Annotated in this window: 21 protein-coding genes; 15 read left to right on the top strand and 6 right to left on the bottom strand. The window is 56.7% G+C overall.

The window, feature by feature from the left end; genetic code table 11:
• Positions 1 to 97: 97 nt before the first annotated feature.
• The 9 genes from ffh (at position 98) to MKFW12EY_RS04535 (ending at position 6,199) form a co-directional block, all read left to right on the top strand.
• Complete coding sequence (gene ffh, locus MKFW12EY_RS04495; RefSeq protein WP_054759393.1) at positions 98 to 1,453, top strand: signal recognition particle protein; 1,356 nt, start codon at positions 98 to 100, stop codon at positions 1,451 to 1,453.
• A gap of 88 nt (positions 1,454 to 1,541) precedes the next feature.
• Entirely contained in the window at positions 1,542 to 1,793 is a 252-nt protein-coding gene (gene rpsP / locus MKFW12EY_RS04500) for a 30S ribosomal protein S16 (RefSeq protein WP_054759395.1), read from the top strand.
• Positions 1,794 to 1,802: 9 nt separating this feature from the next.
• Positions 1,803 to 2,312 carry a ribosome maturation factor RimM gene (gene rimM, locus MKFW12EY_RS04505; RefSeq protein ID WP_054759397.1) on the top strand — a complete coding sequence of 170 codons (510 nt, stop codon included), beginning with the start codon at positions 1,803 to 1,805 and terminating at the stop codon, positions 2,310 to 2,312.
• A gap of 6 nt (positions 2,313 to 2,318) precedes the next feature.
• Positions 2,319 to 3,059 (top strand): tRNA (guanosine(37)-N1)-methyltransferase TrmD, encoded by a 741-nt coding sequence (gene trmD / locus MKFW12EY_RS04510; protein ID WP_221054077.1) that lies wholly within the window; start codon positions 2,319 to 2,321, stop codon positions 3,057 to 3,059.
• Positions 3,060 to 3,071: 12 nt separating this feature from the next.
• Positions 3,072 to 3,419 carry a 50S ribosomal protein L19 gene (rplS, locus tag MKFW12EY_RS04515; RefSeq protein ID WP_054759399.1) on the top strand — a complete coding sequence of 116 codons (348 nt, stop codon included), beginning with the start codon at positions 3,072 to 3,074 and terminating at the stop codon, positions 3,417 to 3,419.
• An 89-nt stretch (positions 3,420 to 3,508) separates the two neighbouring features.
• On the top strand, positions 3,509 to 4,018 hold the full coding sequence (locus MKFW12EY_RS04520) for a methylated-DNA--[protein]-cysteine S-methyltransferase (RefSeq protein ID WP_054759401.1): 510 nt from the start codon (positions 3,509 to 3,511) through the stop codon (positions 4,016 to 4,018).
• Positions 4,015 to 4,899: a site-specific tyrosine recombinase XerD gene (gene xerD / locus MKFW12EY_RS04525; protein ID WP_054759437.1), complete on the top strand. Its 885-nt coding sequence runs from the start codon at positions 4,015 to 4,017 to the stop codon at positions 4,897 to 4,899. Before MKFW12EY_RS04520 ends, xerD begins: the two co-directional genes overlap by 4 nt.
• Before the next feature lie 2 nt (positions 4,900 to 4,901).
• Positions 4,902 to 5,687: an acyl-ACP--UDP-N-acetylglucosamine O-acyltransferase gene (gene lpxA / locus MKFW12EY_RS04530; protein ID WP_054759402.1), complete on the top strand. Its 786-nt coding sequence runs from the start codon at positions 4,902 to 4,904 to the stop codon at positions 5,685 to 5,687.
• Positions 5,688 to 5,776: 89 nt separating this feature from the next.
• Positions 5,777 to 6,199, top strand: coding sequence for a transcriptional regulator (locus MKFW12EY_RS04535; protein ID WP_064030266.1), 423 nt, complete (start codon positions 5,777 to 5,779; stop codon positions 6,197 to 6,199).
• A gap of 1 nt (position 6,200) precedes the next feature.
• On the opposite strand, the gene MKFW12EY_RS04540 is transcribed toward MKFW12EY_RS04535, so the two are convergent.
• The 5 genes from MKFW12EY_RS04540 to msrB form a co-directional block, all read right to left on the bottom strand.
• Positions 6,201 to 8,327, bottom strand: a complete 2,127-nt coding sequence (locus tag MKFW12EY_RS04540; RefSeq protein WP_054759406.1) for a TonB-dependent receptor plug domain-containing protein — start codon at positions 8,325 to 8,327, stop codon at positions 6,201 to 6,203.
• 8 nt (positions 8,328 to 8,335) lie between these two features.
• A complete protein-coding gene (locus MKFW12EY_RS04545; protein WP_054759408.1) occupies positions 8,336 to 10,696 on the bottom strand; it encodes an EAL domain-containing protein in 2,361 nt (786 codons plus the stop codon).
• Positions 10,689 to 11,153: a YfiR family protein gene (locus tag MKFW12EY_RS04550; RefSeq protein WP_054759411.1), complete on the bottom strand. Its 465-nt coding sequence runs from the start codon at positions 11,151 to 11,153 to the stop codon at positions 10,689 to 10,691. Before MKFW12EY_RS04550 ends, MKFW12EY_RS04545 begins: the two co-directional genes overlap by 8 nt.
• A 163-nt stretch (positions 11,154 to 11,316) precedes the next feature.
• Positions 11,317 to 12,618, bottom strand: coding sequence for a M18 family aminopeptidase (locus MKFW12EY_RS04555; RefSeq protein WP_221054079.1), 1,302 nt, complete (start codon positions 12,616 to 12,618; stop codon positions 11,317 to 11,319).
• Complete coding sequence (gene msrB / locus MKFW12EY_RS04560) at positions 12,615 to 13,010, bottom strand: peptide-methionine (R)-S-oxide reductase MsrB (protein WP_054759412.1); 396 nt, start codon at positions 13,008 to 13,010, stop codon at positions 12,615 to 12,617. Before msrB ends, MKFW12EY_RS04555 begins: the two co-directional genes overlap by 4 nt.
• 199 nt (positions 13,011 to 13,209) lie before the next feature.
• Between msrB and MKFW12EY_RS04565 the strand changes: the two genes are divergently transcribed.
• From MKFW12EY_RS04565 to MKFW12EY_RS04580, 4 genes are all read left to right on the top strand, one after another.
• Positions 13,210 to 14,487 (top strand): NAD(P)/FAD-dependent oxidoreductase, encoded by a 1,278-nt coding sequence (locus tag MKFW12EY_RS04565; RefSeq protein WP_064039155.1) that lies wholly within the window; start codon positions 13,210 to 13,212, stop codon positions 14,485 to 14,487.
• A 9-nt stretch (positions 14,488 to 14,496) separates the two neighbouring features.
• Positions 14,497 to 14,697, top strand: coding sequence for a YgaP family membrane protein (locus tag MKFW12EY_RS04570; protein WP_054759414.1), 201 nt, complete (start codon positions 14,497 to 14,499; stop codon positions 14,695 to 14,697).
• Positions 14,698 to 14,887: 190 nt separating this feature from the next.
• Entirely contained in the window at positions 14,888 to 15,358 is a 471-nt protein-coding gene (locus MKFW12EY_RS04575) for an Hsp20 family protein (RefSeq protein ID WP_054759439.1), read from the top strand.
• A 10-nt stretch (positions 15,359 to 15,368) separates the two neighbouring features.
• Complete coding sequence (locus tag MKFW12EY_RS04580) at positions 15,369 to 15,896, top strand: phosphate-starvation-inducible PsiE family protein (protein ID WP_082409665.1); 528 nt, start codon at positions 15,369 to 15,371, stop codon at positions 15,894 to 15,896.
• Positions 15,897 to 15,899: 3 nt separating this feature from the next.
• Here MKFW12EY_RS04580 and MKFW12EY_RS04585 read toward each other — a convergent pair whose 3' ends face one another.
• On the bottom strand, positions 15,900 to 16,754 hold the full coding sequence (locus tag MKFW12EY_RS04585; RefSeq protein ID WP_054759416.1) for an ion transporter: 855 nt from the start codon (positions 16,752 to 16,754) through the stop codon (positions 15,900 to 15,902).
• Positions 16,755 to 16,946: 192 nt separating this feature from the next.
• Between MKFW12EY_RS04585 and nifE the strand changes: the two genes are divergently transcribed.
• The gene (nifE, locus tag MKFW12EY_RS04590) at positions 16,947 to 18,419 is read left to right on the top strand and encodes a nitrogenase iron-molybdenum cofactor biosynthesis protein NifE (protein ID WP_221054080.1); all 1,473 of its coding nucleotides are present in this window, start codon (positions 16,947 to 16,949) and stop codon (positions 18,417 to 18,419) included.
• A gap of 14 nt (positions 18,420 to 18,433) precedes the next feature.
• Complete coding sequence (gene nifN / locus MKFW12EY_RS04595; RefSeq protein WP_054759418.1) at positions 18,434 to 19,831, top strand: nitrogenase iron-molybdenum cofactor biosynthesis protein NifN; 1,398 nt, start codon at positions 18,434 to 18,436, stop codon at positions 19,829 to 19,831.
• The last annotated feature ends 3 nt before the right edge of the window (positions 19,832 to 19,834 follow it).

Consider the following 19,834-nt stretch of genomic DNA (forward strand, 5'->3'; position numbering starts at 1 on the left):
CGTTGCGTAGGCCTTATGTTAAACTAAGCCCGAGTATTGTTCTAACTCCGCTTGAGCCGGAACGAGTCGTAATTAACCAGCTAAACAAGACGTATCTATGTTCGATAATTTATCCGATCGCCTGAGTGGCGCACTAAAAAAAATAAAAGGCCAAGGCCGTCTGACCGAGAGCAATATTCAAGAGACCATGCGCGAGGTGCGGATGGCTTTGCTGGAAGCGGATGTCGCTCTGCCGGTGGTGACCGATTTTATCGAGCAGGTTACCCAACGCGCGCTCGGACAGGAAGTGCAAACCAGCTTGACGCCGGGCCAGGCTCTGATCAAGGTGGTGCAATCGGAGTTGGTAAAAGTGATGGGTGCTGCCAACGAAGAGTTGAATCTGCGGACCAATCCGCCGGCCATCGTGTTGATGGCGGGCTTGCAGGGTGCCGGTAAGACCACGACGGTCGCCAAGCTGGGCCGCCACCTTAAGGAAAAGAAAAAGAAAAAAGTCGGTGTGGTCAGTGTCGACGTCTACCGGCCCGCGGCGATCAAGCAGTTGCAAACTTTGGCCGACGACATCGGGCTGAAGTTTTTCGAGAGCGACGCCAGCGAAAACCCGGTCGATATCGTCAATCGGGCCTTAGATGCGGCCAAGCGCCAATTCGTCGATGTATTGATCGTCGATACCGCGGGCCGTTTGCATGTGGACGACGAGATGATGGCCGAAATCAAAGCGTTGCACGCTGCGATAAAACCGATCGAAACCTTGTTCGTTGTCGACAGTATGACCGGTCAGGACGCCGCCAATACCGCAAAGGCCTTTCATGACGCGCTGCCGTTGACCGGTGTGATTTTGACCAAGGCCGACGGCGATGCTCGCGGCGGTGCGGCCCTGTCGATACGTCAAATCACCGGTAAGCCGATCAAGTTTATCGGTGTTGGCGAAAAAACCGATGCGTTGGAGCCGTTTTACCCGGACCGGCTGGCGTCGCGTATCTTGGGCATGGGCGACGTATTGTCGCTGATCGAAGATATCGAGCAAAAAGTCGATAAGAAAAAAGCCGAGCAATTGGCGAAGAAACTGCAGAAAGGCAAAAGTTTCGATTTGGACGATTTGAAGGAACAGTTGCTGCAGATGCAAAACATGGGCGGCCTGGGCGCGATGATGGACAAGTTGCCGGGCATGAACAGTGTGCCGAAAGATATCAGGGAAAAGGTCAACGACAAGGACTTGGCGCATCAGATCGCCGTGATCAATTCGATGACCAAGCAGGAGCGGCGGTTTCCCGATTTGATCAAGGGTAGCCGCAAGCAGCGCATCGCCGACGGTTGCGGTCTCGATTTACAAGCGGTAAACCGCGTGTTGAAACAACATCAGATGATGGAAAAGATGATGAAGAAGTTCAGCAAAGGCAATATTGCCAACATGATGCGCGGTTTAAAAAGCAATATGCGCGGCCTGAGAATGTGATCGGCGTAATTTGTCCTTCACTTATTCGCAAAATCGCGTAGAATAGTTTGATTAAATTTTTTGATTCAATGTTTTTTAAGGTATTCAAATGGTAAGCATTCGTTTGTCCAGAGGCGGCGCAAAGAATCGTCCTTTTTATCATGTTGTCGTAACCGACAGCAGAAGCAGCCGTGACGGCCGTTACATCGAGCGGGTCGGCTTTTTCAACCCGCTGGCGCGTGGTGCGGAGCAACGCTTGGTTTTGGATGCTGAACGCGTTCAATATTGGCAATCTAACGGCGCTCAGCCGACAGATCGCGTGGCCAGGCTGATCAAAGACGCCGCCAAAGCTGCCGCGTAACACGTAGTTTTGCAGTCAGGGGAGTATCTGAACGTCGGACAAGTATCCGGCGTTTTTGGTGTAAAGGGGTGGGTAAAAATTTTTTCTTTTACCGAACCCCGCGAAAATATCCTGAAATATTCGCCTTGGTTGTTACAAAAAAACGGCCAACGCCATGAGTTGAAAGTCGTTGGCGGTCGCCGTCAGGGTAACCTGATTGTTGCCCAGCTCGAAAATATCGACGACAGAGATGCCGCCGCCGCGTGGATGGGGGCTGAAATCCTGATTCGCAAGCAGCAATTGCCGAAGCCTGAGGCTGGTGAGTTCTATTGGGCCGATTTAATAGGGCTTGCAGTAGAAAACCAAACCGGTTACAGGCTCGGCATAGTCGATCATTTGCTTGAGACTGGGGCCAACGATGTATTAGTGGTCGTCGACGGCGAGACCGAGCGGTTAATACCGTTTGTGCAACCCAGCACGATTGTCAATATCGACTTGGCTGCCGGTTTGATTGTCGTCGATTGGGATCCGGATTTTTAGGCGGATATGCACTTCGATGTGGTCAGCCTTTTCCCGGACATGGTTTCCGGAGCCGCCGGCTATGGTGTAACCGGTAAGGCGATAGAAAAAGGTTTGGTCGGGTTATCGGTTTGGAATCCGCGCAATTACGCGCACGACCGGCATAAAACAGTCGATGACAGGCCATACGGCGGCGGGCCCGGCATGGTCATGAAATACCAGCCTTTGTTGGACGCCGTCAACGATGCGAAGCTGAGCCGGCCTGCTGATGCCGCCAAAGTCGTCTATTTGAGTCCGCAAGGGCGTTTGGTTACCCAGGCCCTATTGCAGGACGCCAGCGCTAACCGGCGCTTGATTCTGGTTGCCGGGCGATACGAGGGGGTCGACGAACGGTTTATCGGAAGCGTTTGCGACGACGAGTGGTCGCTGGGCGATTACGTGATCAGCGGCGGAGAACTCGCGGCGTTGATTGTGATAGACGGGATTAGCCGGTTGATACCGGGCGTGTTGGGCGACGAAGAGTCGGCCAAACAAGATTCTCACTCCGACGGATTGTTGGATTGTCCGCATTACACGCGGCCGGAACGTGGCGAGCTTGGCGATGTCCCCGAGGTATTGTTGGGCGGCAACCATGCGGCAATCCGGCGTTGGCGCATGAAGCAAGCCTTGGGCAGAACTTGGTTACGCCGGCCCGATTTGCTGGAAAAACTGGAATTAACCGCAGAGCAGGACGCTTTGCTGAAAGAATTTAGAAACGAAGTTGTTTAATAGGGTGTGGTTATGAGTAAAATTATCGAAGAATTGGAAGCGGAACAGCTGAAAAAAGATGTGCCTGAATTCGGTCCGGGCGATACCGTGGTTGTTCAAGTCAGAGTGACCGAAGGTAGCCGCGAACGGTTGCAGGCTTTCGAAGGCATCGTTATCGCCAAGCGCAATCGCGGTTTGAATTCAGCATTTACCGTTAGAAAAATTTCCCACGGCGTCGGCGTCGAGCGCGTATTTCAGACCCACAGCCCTGCGGTCGGCAGTATCGAAGTTAAACGCCGCGGCGATGTGCGCCGCGCCAAGCTGTATTATCTGCGCGATCTGGCCGGTAAAGCCGCACGGATTAAAGAAAGACTTTCTTAAGCCGTTGCTATCCGATTGGCAGCAATCGGGTCGGTTGCAAAAAGGCGGCTTCTGGCCGCCTTTTTTTTTCCGCTAATTTCGAGTAATCCATGACCTTGCATATTGTTTGGCAGCCAACAGCGGACGCGGAACCGCACACCGTAGGCGTGCCGGTGTTCGGTGTCGAATTGGCGTTAACCTTGCGCGGTTCGGTCATCATCGACGCCTCGTGGCAAATCGAGGCCCATGCCGCAGAAAAGACCCTGCCCGATTTGGCGCTGCAGGTTCGGCAGTATCTACTGGATCCGGATAACAGTCATTTACAGCTCGAACTGTTAACCCAGGGCAGCAAATTCAGCAACAGGGTCTGGAATGCTCTGTCGACAATACCGGTCGGCGTGACGTTAACCTATGCCGAATTGGCAAAACGCTTGGACTCCGCGCCTCGCGCCGTTGCTGCGGGTTGCCGGCGCAACCCCTATGCCGGCATTATTCCTTGCCACCGCGTCGTCGCCAGTAACGGTATCGGCGGCTTCATGGGCCAAGCCGATGGCGAATTCGTAGCGTTAAAAAGCCGGTTGCTCGATTACGAGAGTCGTTTGTGCCGCACGAAATCGTGAATTCGGCCCAAGCCATAGAGGCTTTCTTGAATGCGCTGTGGTTGGAGTTCGGTTTGAGCGATAACACGCTGGCGGCCTACGGCAGCGACTTGAAACAATTTGCCGTGTGGCTGAAGCATAAGGAACTGCCGGCGGCAGACGATACCGATGTCCGCGGCTTTCTGGCCAGCCAGCGCCGAGCCGGCATTTCGAGCCGCTCCGCGGCGCGCAAATTATCCTGCTTGAAGCGGTTTTATGGCTATTTGCTGCGAGAGGCAAAAATCGCCGCCGATCCCACTCAATTAATAGACGCGCCGCAATTAGGCCGATATTTGCCCGGTTCGCTGTCCGAGAGCGATGTCGAAGCGTTGCTTCTAGCTCCGGAAATCACTAGTACGCTGGGGTTTCGGGATCGAGCCATGCTGGAGATCTTATATGCGACTGGACTGCGCGTCTCAGAATTGGTCGGTTTGAGTTTTTCGCAGGTCAATTTTCGCCAAGGGTGTTTGCGGGTCATCGGCAAAGGCGATAAGGAACGTTTGGTCCCGGTCGGCGAAGAAGCGATCGAATGGGTCGAACGTTACATTAGTGGCGCCAGACAGGCATTGCTGGCCGGTCGGCAATCCGATTATTTATTCGTCACCGCACGCGGCGGCGCCATGACACGCCAGGCTTTTTGGCATATCATCAAACGCTATGCCAAGCAGGCCGGGATCGACAAGCACTTGTCGCCGCATACCTTGCGCCATGCGTTTGCGACGCACTTGTTAAACCACGGTGCCGACCTGCGCGTGGTGCAGTTGTTGCTGGGCCATTCCGATCTGTCGACGACGCAGATTTACACGCATATCGCCCAGCAGCGTTTAAAAGAACTTCATCGCCAACACCACCCCAGAGGTTAAACATGAGCAATTCGATCCATCCAACGGCTTACGTCGAAAGCGGCGCGATTTTAGCCGAAAATGTCTGCGTTGGACCGTTTGCTGTAGTCGAAGCCGGCGCCCGAATCGGCGCCGGCAGCCGAATCGGCGCGCACGCCGTAGTCCACGGCCAGGTGAAAATGGGAGCCGATAATATTCTGCATCCCCACTCGGTGCTGGGCGGATTGCCGCAGGATACCGGTTTCCGTGCCGAAACCGAATCCTGGTTGGAAATCGGCGACGGCAACGTGTTTCGGGAAGGTTTCACCGCCCACAGGGCTACCAAAGCCGGTGCTGCCACTATCATCGGTTCGGGCTGTTACTTCATGAACAACAGCCATGTCGCTCACGATTGCCGGATTGGCGATAAAACTATTTTCGCCAACAATGTCGCGATCGGCGGCCACGTCGAGGTTGGCGCTAACGTATTCATGGGCGGCGCGGTGGTGGTCCACCAGTTTTGCCGGATCGGAGCGTATGCCATTGTGCAGGGTACGACCGGTATCAATATGGACGTAATTCCGTTTACATTGATCGGCGGCCGGCCGGCCAAGCATTACCGGTTGAATATCGTCGGCCTGAGACGGGCCGGCATCGTCGGCGACCGATACAAAGTGCTTTCCGCTGCATTCAGATTGCTGCGGAATAAAAAAAGCCTCGACGAATTGCAATCTACCGAAGAACTGCAATACTTAAAAGATTGGTTGGCGGCCGAGTCGAAGCGCGGAATGCACGGCTTCATGTCGATAGCCTCGACCGATAACGAGTAAAAAGAAGCCTGGCCCGTTGCGAATCTGGGCTCAACCGGTTCAGTGACAATTTGGGCGCCTAAATCGGCACAACGTTAGTACTAATCGCCATGAAAATACATGTAATCGACAATGCCGGGCAAATCGAGCCGTTGCTGCTGATGGCCGAAGCCGAGGTGGCGTTCTATATCGACGAGATAAGGGCGCTGAATGCCGCGGAACAGGATAAGCCCGGGTTGATTTTGTTGAATTATGCGCTGCGCGGCGCGGACACCGCCGAATACACCGGCTTGCTACTGAACGCCAGTCCGGCCAGCAATATCGTTATCATCGGCGACGATCTGGCGACCGAGCAAGTGGTCAATTGCATAATGGCCGGCGCCAAGGGCTACCAAAACAGCGGTTCGCTGGCGGTTTATATCAATCGCATGATTCGGGCCGTGGCGGCTGGGGAAGCTTGGTTGAGCCGTAAACTGGTCGCCAGCCTATTGGATGCCATCCATAAAAACTATGCCGGCCAGGATGCCTTGTAGATCAGTAGTGTAAACCCACTTCGAAGTAAAACATCTGGCCGCTGATCGGCAGATTGTAAGGATAGCTAGCCGTGGCCGGTTCCGTACCGCGAGCATCCAGCAAATTGCGGGCAGAAGCCGTCAAATCCAGATAACCCATCAATTTTTTCGCGTTCAGCGTCAGGTCTACCGTTTCGTAATCTTTTAATTGTCTGCTGTCGCCGGGACTGCTCAGCCGGTGGCCGATCCAGTTGATCTGGGTTTGGATTTGCCATTTGGGCAGGAAATTCCAGGCCAGGGCCGAATATACATGGTGTTCGGGAACATTGCTGACCCGGGTGTGGGTCGCTTCGTTGCGGGCAAATTGCCAGGCATAATTGCCGCGCAAATTCCAATCCGGCAGAAACTTCCAATCCCATTCGAACTCGCTGCCGTAACCGTCCTGACCGGGCGTGTTCTGTTCCGTCAGGGTTGTGGACGAGGCAATCGGACCGCTGATCAGATCGTGAATTTCGTAATGGTATAAATTCAACGCGGTTCTGAGCGTTTTGCTCGGATGGTAGTCGAAGGCCAGCTCGGTGGTGGCGATGGTTTCCGGACTCAAACTCGGATTGCCCAGAAATAGCGTGCTGTTTTGTTGGTATTGCTCCAAAAAGCTCGGAGCGCGGTAAGCTTGGCCGTAAAGCAATTTGCCGGTGAAATGTTCGTTGACGTCCCAAACCAGTGCCGCCCGCGGGTTTAGTGTGCTGCCGAAGTCGGAATAGTGGTCGAAACGCAAGCCGGTCGTCAAATGCCAATCCGGGGCGAATTGCCATTCGTCTTGAAATGCCGCCGACCAGATGTCGCGGTGGTGGTCGTCCAGGAACGTGAAGGGCGTGTCGGTCAGATTTTGCAGCGGGCCGCCGAGATTGGCGATGCCGGCCCCGTAGTTACGGGCTTCCCGGGTGTTGAGTTCCTCGTAACGGAAGCCGGTGATCATCCTGATGATATGGTTGGAGAACCCTTTGTAAATACTGGTCAGTTCGAAACTGGGTACTGTGTTTTTGAAGCCGGCGACGAAACGTAAACCGTTTGGAAACGGCACGAAGGCATTGATCAATCCCGGTTGGCCGGTGACGTTGCCGCTGGCGTCCAGTGGCAGTATCGATCCCGGCGGAAAGCCGTAAATGTCGGCCGCAACGTCGGTATGCAAGAAGCTGGCGTGGGCTTGCAATTCCCAATCCTGCAAATCGTCCTCCGTCGAATAACGGATGTCGGCCAGATAATTGCTGCCGTTGCCTTTGCCGCGGTTGTCCAAAGCGCCGAAAGCGCCCGACCTAAAGCTGTAGTCCGATTCGTTAAAAGCCCAGAATCCCAAGTCCCAATGTTTGCGTTGCAGATTCAGATGGCCGTTCCAGCGTTCGTTTTGAGTTTGCATCGGCCCCGGCGCCAGCGACGCGCGCGTCGCCAACAGTTGGTCGATCTGGCTTTGCGCGTCGGCCTTGATGATCCGGTCGGGATCGGCGCCGTTGTGGCTGTATTGCAGACTGCCGGCTACGTCCCAGCCTTGCCATTTGCCGCCGTATTGGCCCCAGGCGCTTTTGGTATCGGCATTGCCGCCGCGCGCGCCGACGTTAAGCCCGTCGATATCGGCCGCTTTCTTGGTGACGATGTTGATCACGCCGGCAAAGGCGTCGGCGCCGTACAGCGCGGACCCCGGCCCGCGAATTACTTCGACGCGCTGGATGTTTTCCACCGGCATAATCATGCCGGCCATGTGCGTGCCCTGGTAAGGTACCGAAAAGCGGGTGCCGTTGATCATCAACAACACTTCGGAATTGGTTTCGTTGCGGATGCCGCGCATCGTATAACTGTAATCGTTGGTTACCGGCTGGATCGTGACGTGCATGCCGGGCACGGTTTCCAGCACCTCGTGCAATTCGGTGGCGCCCATTGCCGCGATTTGCTCGGCGGTGATGACGCTGGTGACGGCTGCGGATTGGGCGATGGGTTTGGCGGTGCCGGAGGCGATTGCAACCGAGATATTGGCCAGCTCCGCCGGCGACATATCCAGCAATTCGTTCATGCTTTGCTCTGCGTGCGCCGCTTGGCCGATCAGCGTCAGCCATAAACCCGGTTGGAACAGTCGTTTCTTCAAAGCTCCCGGCATAAGTAATCTCATAGTTCCCGTAAAGGCACCGGCTTGGCGATGCCGTAACCTTGCGCGTAATTGACGCCCAGGGTTTGCAGTAAATCAAAGATAGACTTGTTTTCGACAAATTCGGCAATTGTTTTCTTGCCCATCACGTGGGCGACTTCGTTGATCGACTTCACCATCGTCAGATCCACCCGGTCTTCTAGGATGTCTTTGACGAACAAGCCGTCGATTTTCAGATAATCGACCGGCAGGTTTTTCAAATAAGCGAACGAGGATAAGCCGCTGCCGAAATCGTCCAGCGAAAACGAACACCCCTTTCCGCGCAGCGACTCCATGAACTGGCGGGCGTAAGACAGGTTGCTGATCGCCGCGGTCTCGGTGACCTCGAAGCAGATTTTCTCGGTCGGGATCCGCCATTTCTGGAATTGTTCGCCGATGAAACTCAGCATGGATTGGTCCGACAGCGACAGGCCCGACAGATTGACCGAACACATTTCCAGGCGACGCAGCAAATCGGGCGTGGTAGCCAAATACTCGAATAGCGTGGCGATGACCCAGCGGTCCAGCGGCGGCGCCATGTTGTAGCGTTCCGCGGCCGGTAAAAACGCGCCGGGCGGTATGATTTTGCCCTGGTCGTCGCGGTAGCGGATCAGGGTCTCGAAATGCAAGGCCTCGTGGTTATGGGTCAGCGGCACGATCAACTGGCCGAACAACTGGAAGCGGTTTTGTTCGATGCCCAGCCGAATTTTTTCCACCCACTGCATTTCGCCCTGGCGCAAGGTCAATTCCTCGTCGTCCGGGCTGAATACGTGCACCCGGTTGCGGCCCTTCTCTTTCGCGGCATAGCAGGCGGCGTCGGCCTCTTTCAGCACGTCGACCGCGTTGCCGCTGGAGCGGTTGATCGGCGCCACGCCGATGCTGACGCCGATGCTGAAACTGCGGCTTTCCCAGGCGAACTGGAAGTCGCAAATCGCATTGCGCAATTTTTCGCCGGTGACCACGGCCTGCTCCAGCGAGCAATAGGACATCAGGATGCCGAACTCGTCGCCGCCCAGCCGCGCCAAAATATCCATTTTTCGGACCTGTTGCCGCAACACCTCGCCGAGTTGCCGTAGCAGTTCGTCGCCGGCCAAATGGCCGCAGGTATCGTTGACGATCTTGAATTGATCCAGGTCCAGGTAACACAACACGTGGCTGCTGTCGTCGGTTTGCGCCTGCAACACCAGGTTCTGGATATGGATATCGAATTGGCGGCGGTTGACCAGTCCGGTCAATTCGTCGTGGCTGGCCTGGTAGGCGATTTTTTCCGACAGCCGGCGGGTTTCGGTGATGTCTTCGCAGACCAGCAGCAAATGCGGCAAATTGTTTTCGTCCTTGACCAGGCGCGCGGTTTCCCTGACCCAAATCGTATTGCCGTTGCGGCAGACGATGCGGCTTTCCAGCTTGTGCACCTGTTCCGGATGGTTGCGGCAAATTTGCAGAAATTGGTTGCAATTGCCGATGTCCTCCGGATGGGCGAAGTTGAAGATCGAACAACCCTGCAATTCTTCGACGCCCAGCCCCAATTGGCGGGCGCCGAAGCGGTTTACCGAGATAATCTGCCCGTCCATGTCCAGGTTGAACACCATGGTCGGGTTGTTGTCGTAGAGCGCCTGGTAGTTGTTCTTGACGCTGACCAGCGCTTTGTTCTGGGTTTCTACCGTGTCGAGCATGTCGTTGAAGGCATCGACCAGGATGCCCATTTCGTCGCTGCTATGTTTCTCGGCGCGCAACGAATAATCGTGGCCGCGGCTGACTTTTTGCGCCGTGTGCGCCAATTGGGCGATCGGTTTGGCGACCCGGTTCAGCAGCGGCGCCGTCAGCAGAAAGGTAATGAACAGCGCGACGAACAGCACCAGCAGCACCACGCCGACGAATTTCAATTCCCGCCAGAACGCGGTGCTCAAATCGGAGCACAAATACACCGCGCCGATGATCTCGTCGTCCACCAGCATCGGTTGGTAAACGTATAACGACAATTGGTCGAAGTGGGTGCGCAGGCCTTGCAGGCTGTCCGGGCAAGCGGCCGTCGGTTTGTCCAGCGCAGTAAACAAGCCGCCCTGTTTGTCGTAAACGCAGGCGCTGCGCAGATCGGGCAGATTGGCCAACGATGCCAGGTTTTCCTTAGCCAGATTGGAATCGTCGAACATCACGGCCGCGATACTGCGGTTGGCGATCAGGCCGGCGACCGCGAGCAGGTCGTCCTGCGCCTTGCGCTTGACGTCACTGATATTGATCGTGACCAGTATCAGTAAAGCCAGCAGCATCGAAAACAAGCTGGACGTAATTGCTATGGTGAACAACTTGGACTTGATCGACAGCCGGGCGAAGAATTTACTCAACTTCGCCCCCTTCGACCAGCGTGGCGACTTCGATCAGTTTGGCGCTGACGCTGAGGCCGTTTTTTTTCAACGCCTTCAGATTGATGTGCAATTTGACTTTAGCGTCGTCCAGTACGAAGCCGATCATGCCGCCGGATTCGGCAAAAAACGGTTGGCTGCTGACGGTCAGGGCGGTTTTCAACGAGCCCACCGTCAACACGCCGGCCATGGCTTGCTCGGGGCGCTGGTCCGGATTGTCGAAGTAGGCGATGTCGCAATCGCGGGCCTGCTTGGCCGAATCGTAGCGGATCAGTTTGATCGGCTTGTCTTGGACGGTTTTAGTTTCCAGCGGATCGAGCAAGTGGCCGAACGGGTCGTTGCCGATAATGCAAATATTGAAGGTTGGGCTGGTTTTGGCCGGCCAGGTAATGAATTTGGTGAAATTGTATAGGTAAGCCGCTTTGACCTTGTATTCCAATTCGTTGTCTTCGGCCTGGGCTTTGGGGAGGCTGCACCAGCATAAGACTGTCCAGCCGAAGGCGACGCAAATGCGCCGCAGTGGCCGTGCCTCAGCAAAAGAAAAAACGGAAACCAAGTTATTGCCTGCCGGAAAAAATCATCAGGCAAGAATAGTTGAAAAATCACTGGCTGCAGAAAAAAGCCCGCAGCGCCCGGATCATATAACCGTGGTCCAAAACGCCGGCGCTTTCGCGGAGGCTGTGCATGGCCCACATCGGCGAACCGACATCCACGCTGCGTACGCCCAGTTTGGCCGACGCGATCGGGCCTATCGTGCTGCCGCAGGGCAGGTCGCCGCGGTGAGCGTACTTCTGGTAGGGCACGTCGGCGTCTCGGCAAAAGCGGATGAATTCCGCCTCGGACAGGCATTCCGAGGCATAGCGGTGGTTAACGTTAATCTTGATGGCCGGGCCCTGGTTGACGATCACTTTGTGGCCGGGTTCGTAAGCGCCGGGAAAGCCGGGCTGGTAGCCATGCGCCATATCGGCACTAACCATAAAGCTGTGGGCCAAGGCTCGGCGATAACCGTCGGCTCGGTCGCAGCAGCAGGCGGCGATGCGTTCCAGCACGTCCGGCAAAAAGCTGCCGGCCGCGCCTTTGCAGCTTTCGCTGCCGATTTCTTCGTGGTCGAAAAAGGCGCAGACCAGCGTGTTGCCGCTGTTCAGTACCGCGTTATCCAGCATCGCGCTTAAGCCGGCGTGGCAGGACGCCAGGTTATCCAATTGGCTGTCGGCGTAGAACAAGCCGTCGTTGCCCCAGAATGCGCCTTTTTGGGTGTCGTAAACGTTCAATTCCCAACTCAACAGGCTGTCGGCCTCGATGCCGGCGGTAGCGGCCAGCAACTGGCGAAAATAGTCGGCGGGCAATTGTTCGGCGGCGCTGGCCATTATCAAGGCCAGTTCGGTTTGCTTTTGCAATTTCAGGCCGTCTTCGTTGACGCCGCGGTTCATGTGAATTGCCAGATTGGGCAAACGCAGCAGGGCTTGGTCGAAGCGGAGTAACCGGCTGCCGACGCTGCCGTCCGCTTGGCTGAACGCGACGCGGCCGGCCAAACTTAGGTCGCGGTCGGTGAAGGTTGCCAGAATCGGCCCGCCGTAGATTTCGACTGCTAAGCGTTGAATTTTGTCCGATTCCAATACCGGCTGCGGTTTGACCCGCAATCCGGGCGAGTCGGTGTGGGCGCCGAGCAATTTGAAACCCTTGGCCGCCAGGTCCGTTCGGCCCAGCACGAAAGCCGCAATCGACGAATCGTCGCGGATCACGTAGTAGCGGCCGTCGGCGGCCAGGGTCCAGGCGTCGCCCTCGTGCAGGCGCTGGAACTGAAACGCCTGTAGACGTTGTTCGATGCTGGCTACCGCATGCCACGGGCTGGGGCTGGCATCGATGAAGTCGAGTAAATCCTGTACTTGCCGGTGGGCGCTCATGTTTTCTTGTCCAGGGTTAACGCTACCGAATTGATGCAATAGCGCAATCCGGTCGGTAGCGGGCCGTCTTCGAACACGTGGCCGAGATGGGCGCCGCAGGAATGGCAGGTCACTTCGGTGCGGCGCATGCCGTGGCTGGTATCGAGATGTTCGTCCAGGCTCTCGGCGTGCAACGGGTTCCAAAAGCTGGGCCAGCCGCAGCCGGAATGGAATTTGTGTTCGGAATCGAACAAGGCCTCGCCGCAACAGACGCAGCGGTAGATGCCGGCTTCCTCGCAATCGGTGTATTTGCCGGTGAACGGCGGTTCGGTGCCTTTTTCGCGGCAAACGCGGTATTGCTCCGGCGTCAGTTTTTCGCGCCAAAATTTTTCCGGATCGTTCGAGTCGGTCATGGTGGCTATCCTTATCAACGGGGTCGGCGGCCATTGTACCCAGTCTCAACGGCTTGCTGAAGCCGCAGGAATATTTCGGTTGATTATGTTAGAGAATTCTAATATTCTTTGGCCACATGGTTTTGCGGCGTACAACTACAATAATTCGATAAATAAACCGCAATTTCGTGTTTATCTGAATATCAGCGAGGAGAATGTCATGGCAAGAATCGTAGTGTTGGGTGCAGGCATCGGTGGCGTACCGATGGCGTACGAAATGAAGGAAACGGTTGGCAAGGAGCACGAAGTGGTGGTGATTTCCGATTCGCCGACTTTCCATTTCGTGCCGTCCAATCCTTGGGTACCGCCGAAATGGCGCAAACCGGAAGATTTGAAAATCGAACTGGCGCCGGTGATGGCGAAAAAAGGCATCACCTTCATCCAAAAGGCCGCCACCAAGGTCGATCCGGCCAATAACAAAGTCGATCTGGCCGACGGCAGTGCCGTGGAATACGACTATCTGGTCATCGCTACCGGACCGCGTTTGGCTTTCGACGAAGTACCGGGCCTGGGCCCCCACGGCGGCCACACGTCTTCGGTTTGCCACGTCGACCACGCTGCGTTGGCAGCCGAAGACTGGGACCGCTTCATGGCCGATCCCGGTCCGATCGTGATCGGTGCGGTGCAAGGCGCTTCCTGCTTCGGTCCGGCCTACGAATACATGATGATCATCGAAACCGAATTGCGGAAACGTAAAATCCGCGACAAGGTACCGATGACTTTCGTCACTTCCGAACCTTATATCGGCCATCTGGGCCTGGGCGGCGTCGGCGACACCAAAGGCTTGCTGGAAAGCGCGTTGCGCGACAAGACCATCAAATGGATCACCAATGCCAAGGTCGACAAGATTGAAGCCGGCATGATGTATATCACCGAAGTCGACGACGACGGCAACGAAAAGAAGAAGCACGAGCTGCCGTTCAAACATTCGATGATGCTGCCGGCCTTTACCGGCGTCGATGCGGTGCGTAACAGCGGTGCGGAAGGCCTGACCAATCCGCGCGGCTTCGTCATCGTCGACGAACACCAGCGCAATCCGACCTATAAAAACATTTATTCGGTCGGCGTCTGCGTGGCCTTGCCGCCGGTGGAAAAAACCCCGGTACCGGTCGGTACCCCGAAAACCGGTTACATGATCGAATCGATGGTGACCGCGACCGCCCACAACATCCGCGACGAACTGGCCGGCAAGCAACCGTCCGACAAGCCGAGCTTGAGTGCGCTGTGTCTGGCAGATCTGGGCGATACCGGCGTGGCATTCTTGGCGGTGCCGCAGATACCGCCGCGCAATACCACCTGGTCGCAACACGGCAAATGGGTGCATCTGGCCAAAATCGCGTTCGAAAAATACTTCATGCGCAAAGTCAGAAAAGGTATCAGCGAGCCGTTCTACGAACGGATGATGCTGAAATTCATGGGCGTCGTGCGCCTGAAATAGGAGGTGCTTATGTCTATCGATCGGATGGTGATGGCGTTTGCCGGCTCGTTTATTCTGGCCAGCCTGGCATTGGCGCATTGGCATTCGCCAAATTGGTTGTGGTTTACCGCCTTCGTCGGCGCCAATTTATTGCAAGCCTCGTTTACCGGCTTTTGCCCGTTGGCGATTATCCTGAAAAAGCTCGGCGTAAAACCCGGCTGCGCGTTTTAGTTTGTTCCCTCTAGCCTAACCGCCGCGGGTTTGGCGGTTAGGTCTTTTTGCCGTTTTCCGCCCGAAAAAAATTCGGCGCCAACCCTCTTGAAGTTTCTCTCATAGCCCCTAAATTCTCGGTGTCCGGGCCGGACGGCTCGGTAAAAACCAGTGTTTTCAAATGCATATCTTGAATTGGGGAGAAAATGCCATGAGAGTCGAATATACGCCGATTTACCGTCCCAACCTGGGTTTGGCGCCATGGGCCGCGATGTTGGACGGCATTTTGCAAAGCGATCGGCCCAATCACGATTATCCGGCCTTCGATATCGAAGCGGTCGGCGACAACCAATTTACCATCAGTTTGGCGGTGCCTGGGTTCAGTCCGGAGCAGTTGCTGATAGAAACCGAAAACAACGTACTGACCGTCAAAGGCGAGAAACCGCAAGACGCCGGCAAGCGCCGCTTTCTGCACCAAGGCATTGTCAGCCGCAATTTCGAACGCCGTTTCAATCTGGCCGAACATACCGAAGTCTGCGGCGCCCACTACCGTGACGGTTTGCTGACCGTAAGTCTGGTAAAACGCGTGCCGGAGGCGATGAAACCGCGCCGCATCGAAATCGACAACGTCGGCCAGGTACTTAACCCGGCCCCAGCCCAAGCCACCTTGCCGATCGCTTGATCCGCGGCCGATGGCTACCGGAATCGTTGAATCCGCTACCGGCGGGCGTAGCCAGCGTCCGCCGGACGGCACCGATGCCAGGTCGTCCCGGCCGGCGGCCTGGCCGCACGAAGAATGGAAACTGCTGTCGTTTTACGAAAAATTCGAGCAGTGCGTGGCACTGGTGCTGGTGGCGCTGATTTCGCTGGTGATCGTCAGCGCGTTGTACCGTTTGGCGCTCAAAGTATTGGCGACCTTGCTCGAAGCCGCCGACCCCACCGACCCCGGCGTGTTCCAGGCCTTGTTCGGCATGATCATGACCTTGCTGATCGCTATGGAATTCAAGCACTCGATCTTGCGCGTCGTCGCTCGCCGCGACAGCATCATTCAGGTCAAAACGGTGATTCTGATCGCGATCCTGGCGATCAGCCGCAAATTCATCGTGCTCGATACCAAGCACTTGGTGGCAGCCGACATTGCCGCCTTATCCGGCGCGTTGTTGGCGTTGGGCTGCGTCTACTGGCTGATGCGCGAGCGCGACGACCGGGTTCAGCGTTGACGATCAAGCGCCGATCCGCTCGCCGCAGTACTTGCAATGCGCCGCGTCGAAATCGTGTCCGACCGCACCGCAGTTGGCGCAGGCTCGATTGTCCAGGCCGCGGTTGTTGTGGCTGTTGATCAATTCGGCGCTGTAGATGCCGGTCGGCACGGCGATGATGCCGTAACCCATGATCATGATGGTGGACGCGATCAACTGCCCCAAAGCCGTCTTCGGGGCAATGTCGCCGTAACCGACGGTGGTGATCGTGACGATGGCCCAATACACCGCTTTCGGAATACTGGTAAAGCCGGCTTGCGGGCCTTCCACCACATACATCAGCGCGCCGAAAACCACGACCAGCGTCAACACCGCATACAGAAATACCGTGATTTTACGAAAGCTATTGGCCAAGGCGACGGTCAGGACATTGGCTTCGTCCAGATATTGGGAGAGCTTCAGAATCCGGAAAATCCGCAACAGCCGCAATATCCGCAGCGTTAGCATGTAGCCGGTGCCCGGCAGCAGCAAGCCCAGATAAGCCGGCAGAATCGACAGCAAGTCGATGATGCCGAAAAAGCTGCGGATATACAGCCAGGGTCGGCGCACGCAGACCAACCGCAGCAGGTATTCCAGCGTGAACAAAGCTGTGAACGCCCACTCCGCCCGAAACAGCACGTTCGCGTAACGCTGTTGGATATGCGCCACGCTGTCCAGCATCACCACGCCGATGCTGAGCAGGATGGCGACGATCAACAGAATGTCGAAAGTCCGGCCGGCAGCGGTTTCCGAGCCGAAAATGATTTGGTTCAACGCCTCCCGCCACGGCGACAGGGTTTGGCCTTGGTTATAGCGGTGCGGTTTGCGGTTCGGTCTCATCGGCAGCGTGCAGGATGGTTAGGCGATGGGCGCAAGTATAAGCCCGGCGAAAGCGGACGCCACTTTGTCCGGTCGCGTTTGCCGATTGTCGGGTTTGCTACAAAAAAAATCCAGACAAGCCTTTGAAAAATATGGATTTGGTAGTTGGCACACCGGTTGCAAAAGGTTTTACAAAAAACTTGGGGTTGTGCCATGAAATCGACCAAAGACATTGCCGAAATGCTGGACGAACCGGCTTGCGAGCATAACAAGAAGGAAAAATCCGGCTGCGCCAAACCCAAACCCGGCTCGGCCGCCGGCGGTTGTGCCTTCGATGGCGCCCAAATCGCATTGTTACCGATTGCCGACGTCGCCCATATCGTGCACGGCCCGATCGCTTGTGCCGGCAGCTCCTGGGACAACCGTGGCACCCGCTCCTCCGGGCCGGGCCTGTACCGGATCGGCATGACCACCGACCTGACCGAGCAGGACATCGTTATGGGCCGCTCGGAAAAACGCCTGTTCCATGCCATCAAGCAAGCCGTGGAAAGCTTCAACCCGCCGGCGGTATTCATTTACAACACCTGCGTGCCGGCCCTGGTCGGCGACGACATCAACGCCACCTGCAAAGAAGCCACCGAGCGTTGGGGCGTGCCGGTGGTGCCGATAGACGCGGCCGGTTTTTACGGCACCAAAAACCTGGGCAACCGCATCGCCGCCGATGCGATGATCAAATACGTGGTGGGGACTCGCGACCCCGATCCGTTGCCGCCGGCAGCGATAGCAGCGGAAAAAACCGGCATCAAAATCCACGACGTCAACTTGGTCGGCGAATACAACATTGCCGGCGAGTTCTGGCACGTGTTGCCGCTGCTGGACGAAATGGGCTTGCGCGTCTTGTGCACCCTGTCCGGCGACGCTCGCTTCCGCGAAGTGCAAACCATGCACAAGGCCGAAGTCAACATGATGGTCTGCTCCAAAGCCATGATCAACGTAGCGCGCAAACTGGAGCAGCAATACCAAATTCCCTGGTTCGAGGGCAGCTTCTACGGCATTACCGACACCAGCCAAGCCTTGCGCGATTTCGCCCGCATCATAGCCGATCCGGATTTGACCGCCCGCACCGAAGCCATCATCGCCCGCGAAGAGAATCGGATCCGCGCAGCCTTGGCGCCGTGGCGCGAACGCCTGAAAGGCAAACGGGTATTGCTGTTTACCGGCGGCGTCAAAAGCTGGTCGGTAATTTCGGCGCTGCAGGATTTGGGCATGGTCGTCGTCGCTACCGGCACCAAGAAATCGACCGAAGAAGACAAAGCCCGGATTCGGGAATTGATGGGCGAAGATACCTTGATGATCGAAGACGGCAGCCCGAAGGCGTTGTTAAAAGTCGTGCGCGACTATAAAGCCGACATTCTGATTGCCGGCGGCCGCAATATGTATACCGCGTTGAAGGCGCGCATCCCGTTTCTGGACATCAACCAGGAGCGCGAATTCGGTTACGAAGGCTACCAAGGCATGCTGGAACTGGTCCGCCAATTGGCTTTGACGCTGGAAAGCCCGGTCTGGGAAGCGGTTCGGGCGCCGGCGCCGTGGCGGGCCTCGAAATCCGTAGGGTATGCATCGCGTACCGAATTGGCTGAGGTACGCGAAGCGTACCCTACAGCGTCCGAATCCGTCGCTGCTTAGCCGAGTACTTCGCCATGGCCGAAATCCTGAAACGCAATAAAGCCCTGTCGGTAAGCCCGTTAAAAGCTAGCCAACCCACCGGCGGCTCGTTGGCCTGCCTGGGTTTCGATAGGGCGATCCCGATGCTGCATGGCTCGCAAGGCTGCACAGCGTTTGCCAAAGTGTTTTTCGTGCGCCACTTCCGCGAACCGATTCCGTTGCAAACCACTGCGATGGATCAGGCCAGTTCGGTACTCGGCGCCGACGAGAACGTGATCGAGGGCATCAAAATCATCGCCGAGAAATCCAATCCGGCCTTGATTGCGGTATTGACCACCGGCCTGGCCGAAACCCAGGGCTGCGACGTGCAGCGCAACTTACGCGAGTTCCGCGCCAAATATCCCGAATACGACCATGTTGCGGTTGTGGTCGTTAACACGCCGGATTTTACCGGCTGCGTCGAAACCGGCTATGCGGCGACGCTGACCGAAATCGTGCGCAGTCTGGTACCGGATGCCGAGCAGGCCGGCACCAAGCCCGGTAACCGCCTGCGCCAGGTCAACGTGCTGGCCAGCCCGATGCTGACGCCGGGCGATTTGGAGGCCTTGCGCGATCTGATCGAGCAATTCAATTTGCGGCCGGTGCTGGTGCCGGACATCTCCGATTCGCTGGACGGCAGTTTGACCGACGACGATTTTTCGCCGGTGACGATAGGCGGTACCCCGGTGTCGGAACTGAAGACGCTGGGCGAGGCCCGCGCCACGCTGGTAGTCGGCGCGTCGCTGCGCAAAGCCGGCGAACTGTTGCAGGAAAAAACCGGCGTGCCCAGCCATTTCTTCGACCATCTGTACGGTTTGCAAGCCAACGATGCCTTGATTTGCGCGCTGGCCGACATCAGCGAAATGCCGGTGCCGGGCAAGATCGAACGCCAACGCGCGCAATTGCAGGATGCGATGCTGGATACCCATTTCATGCTCGGCCAATTGCGGGTAGCGCTAGCCGGCGATCCCGATCAACTCAACGCGTTGGCGCATCTGGTCACCGGCATGGGCGCCGAGGTGGTTGCCGCCGTGGCCGCCGCTAATGCGCCGGTACTGGCAACGACGCCGGTCGCCAGCGTCAAGATCGGCGACCTCGAAGATTTGGAAAACCTGGCCCGCGAACACAAGGCGCAACTGCTGATCGGCAACTCGCATGCGGTCGCCAGCGCCGAGCGTTTGGGCATTCCGATTCTGCGGGTCGGCTTTCCGTTATACGACATCATCGGCGGCTACCAGAAAACCTGGATCGGTTACCGCGGCAGCCGCCAAACCCTGTTCGATCTGGCCAATCTGGTCATCAATTTCGCCCACGAAGAAATCGAGCCTTACTTTTCGCCGTACGCGCAGAAGCCGGAATCCGAACGCCAAGCTTGTTCGCCGTCATGTCATTAGCTC

This window comes from Methylomonas koyamae (assembly GCF_019669905.1).
Lineage (GTDB): Bacteria > Pseudomonadota > Gammaproteobacteria > Methylococcales > Methylomonadaceae > Methylomonas > Methylomonas koyamae.

Excerpts from the sequence above, each read along its gene's own strand:
- MKFW12EY_RS04520 (WP_054759401.1), top strand. The coding sequence starts at position 3,509 with ATGACCTTGCATATTGTTTGGCAGCCAACAGCGGACGCGGAACCGCAC.
- nifE (WP_221054080.1), top strand. The coding sequence starts at position 16,947 with ATGAAATCGACCAAAGACATTGCCGAAATGCTGGACGAACCGGCTTGC.
- MKFW12EY_RS04580 (WP_082409665.1), top strand. The coding sequence starts at position 15,369 with ATGGCTACCGGAATCGTTGAATCCGCTACCGGCGGGCGTAGCCAGCGT.
- rplS (WP_054759399.1), top strand. The coding sequence starts at position 3,072 with ATGAGTAAAATTATCGAAGAATTGGAAGCGGAACAGCTGAAAAAAGAT.
- nifN (WP_054759418.1), top strand. The coding sequence starts at position 18,434 with ATGGCCGAAATCCTGAAACGCAATAAAGCCCTGTCGGTAAGCCCGTTA.
- MKFW12EY_RS04585 (WP_054759416.1), bottom strand. The coding sequence starts at position 16,754 with ATGAGACCGAACCGCAAACCGCACCGCTATAACCAAGGCCAAACCCTG.
- MKFW12EY_RS04570 (WP_054759414.1), top strand. The coding sequence starts at position 14,497 with ATGTCTATCGATCGGATGGTGATGGCGTTTGCCGGCTCGTTTATTCTG.
- MKFW12EY_RS04540 (WP_054759406.1), bottom strand. The coding sequence starts at position 8,327 with ATGCCGGGAGCTTTGAAGAAACGACTGTTCCAACCGGGTTTATGGCTG.
- MKFW12EY_RS04565 (WP_064039155.1), top strand. The coding sequence starts at position 13,210 with ATGGCAAGAATCGTAGTGTTGGGTGCAGGCATCGGTGGCGTACCGATG.
- msrB (WP_054759412.1), bottom strand. The coding sequence starts at position 13,010 with ATGACCGACTCGAACGATCCGGAAAAATTTTGGCGCGAAAAACTGACG.
- rpsP (WP_054759395.1), top strand. The coding sequence starts at position 1,542 with ATGGTAAGCATTCGTTTGTCCAGAGGCGGCGCAAAGAATCGTCCTTTT.
- MKFW12EY_RS04535 (WP_064030266.1), top strand. The coding sequence starts at position 5,777 with ATGAAAATACATGTAATCGACAATGCCGGGCAAATCGAGCCGTTGCTG.
- MKFW12EY_RS04555 (WP_221054079.1), bottom strand. The coding sequence starts at position 12,618 with ATGAGCGCCCACCGGCAAGTACAGGATTTACTCGACTTCATCGATGCC.
- MKFW12EY_RS04575 (WP_054759439.1), top strand. The coding sequence starts at position 14,888 with ATGAGAGTCGAATATACGCCGATTTACCGTCCCAACCTGGGTTTGGCG.
- ffh (WP_054759393.1), top strand. The coding sequence starts at position 98 with ATGTTCGATAATTTATCCGATCGCCTGAGTGGCGCACTAAAAAAAATA.
- lpxA (WP_054759402.1), top strand. The coding sequence starts at position 4,902 with ATGAGCAATTCGATCCATCCAACGGCTTACGTCGAAAGCGGCGCGATT.
- trmD (WP_221054077.1), top strand. The coding sequence starts at position 2,319 with ATGCACTTCGATGTGGTCAGCCTTTTCCCGGACATGGTTTCCGGAGCC.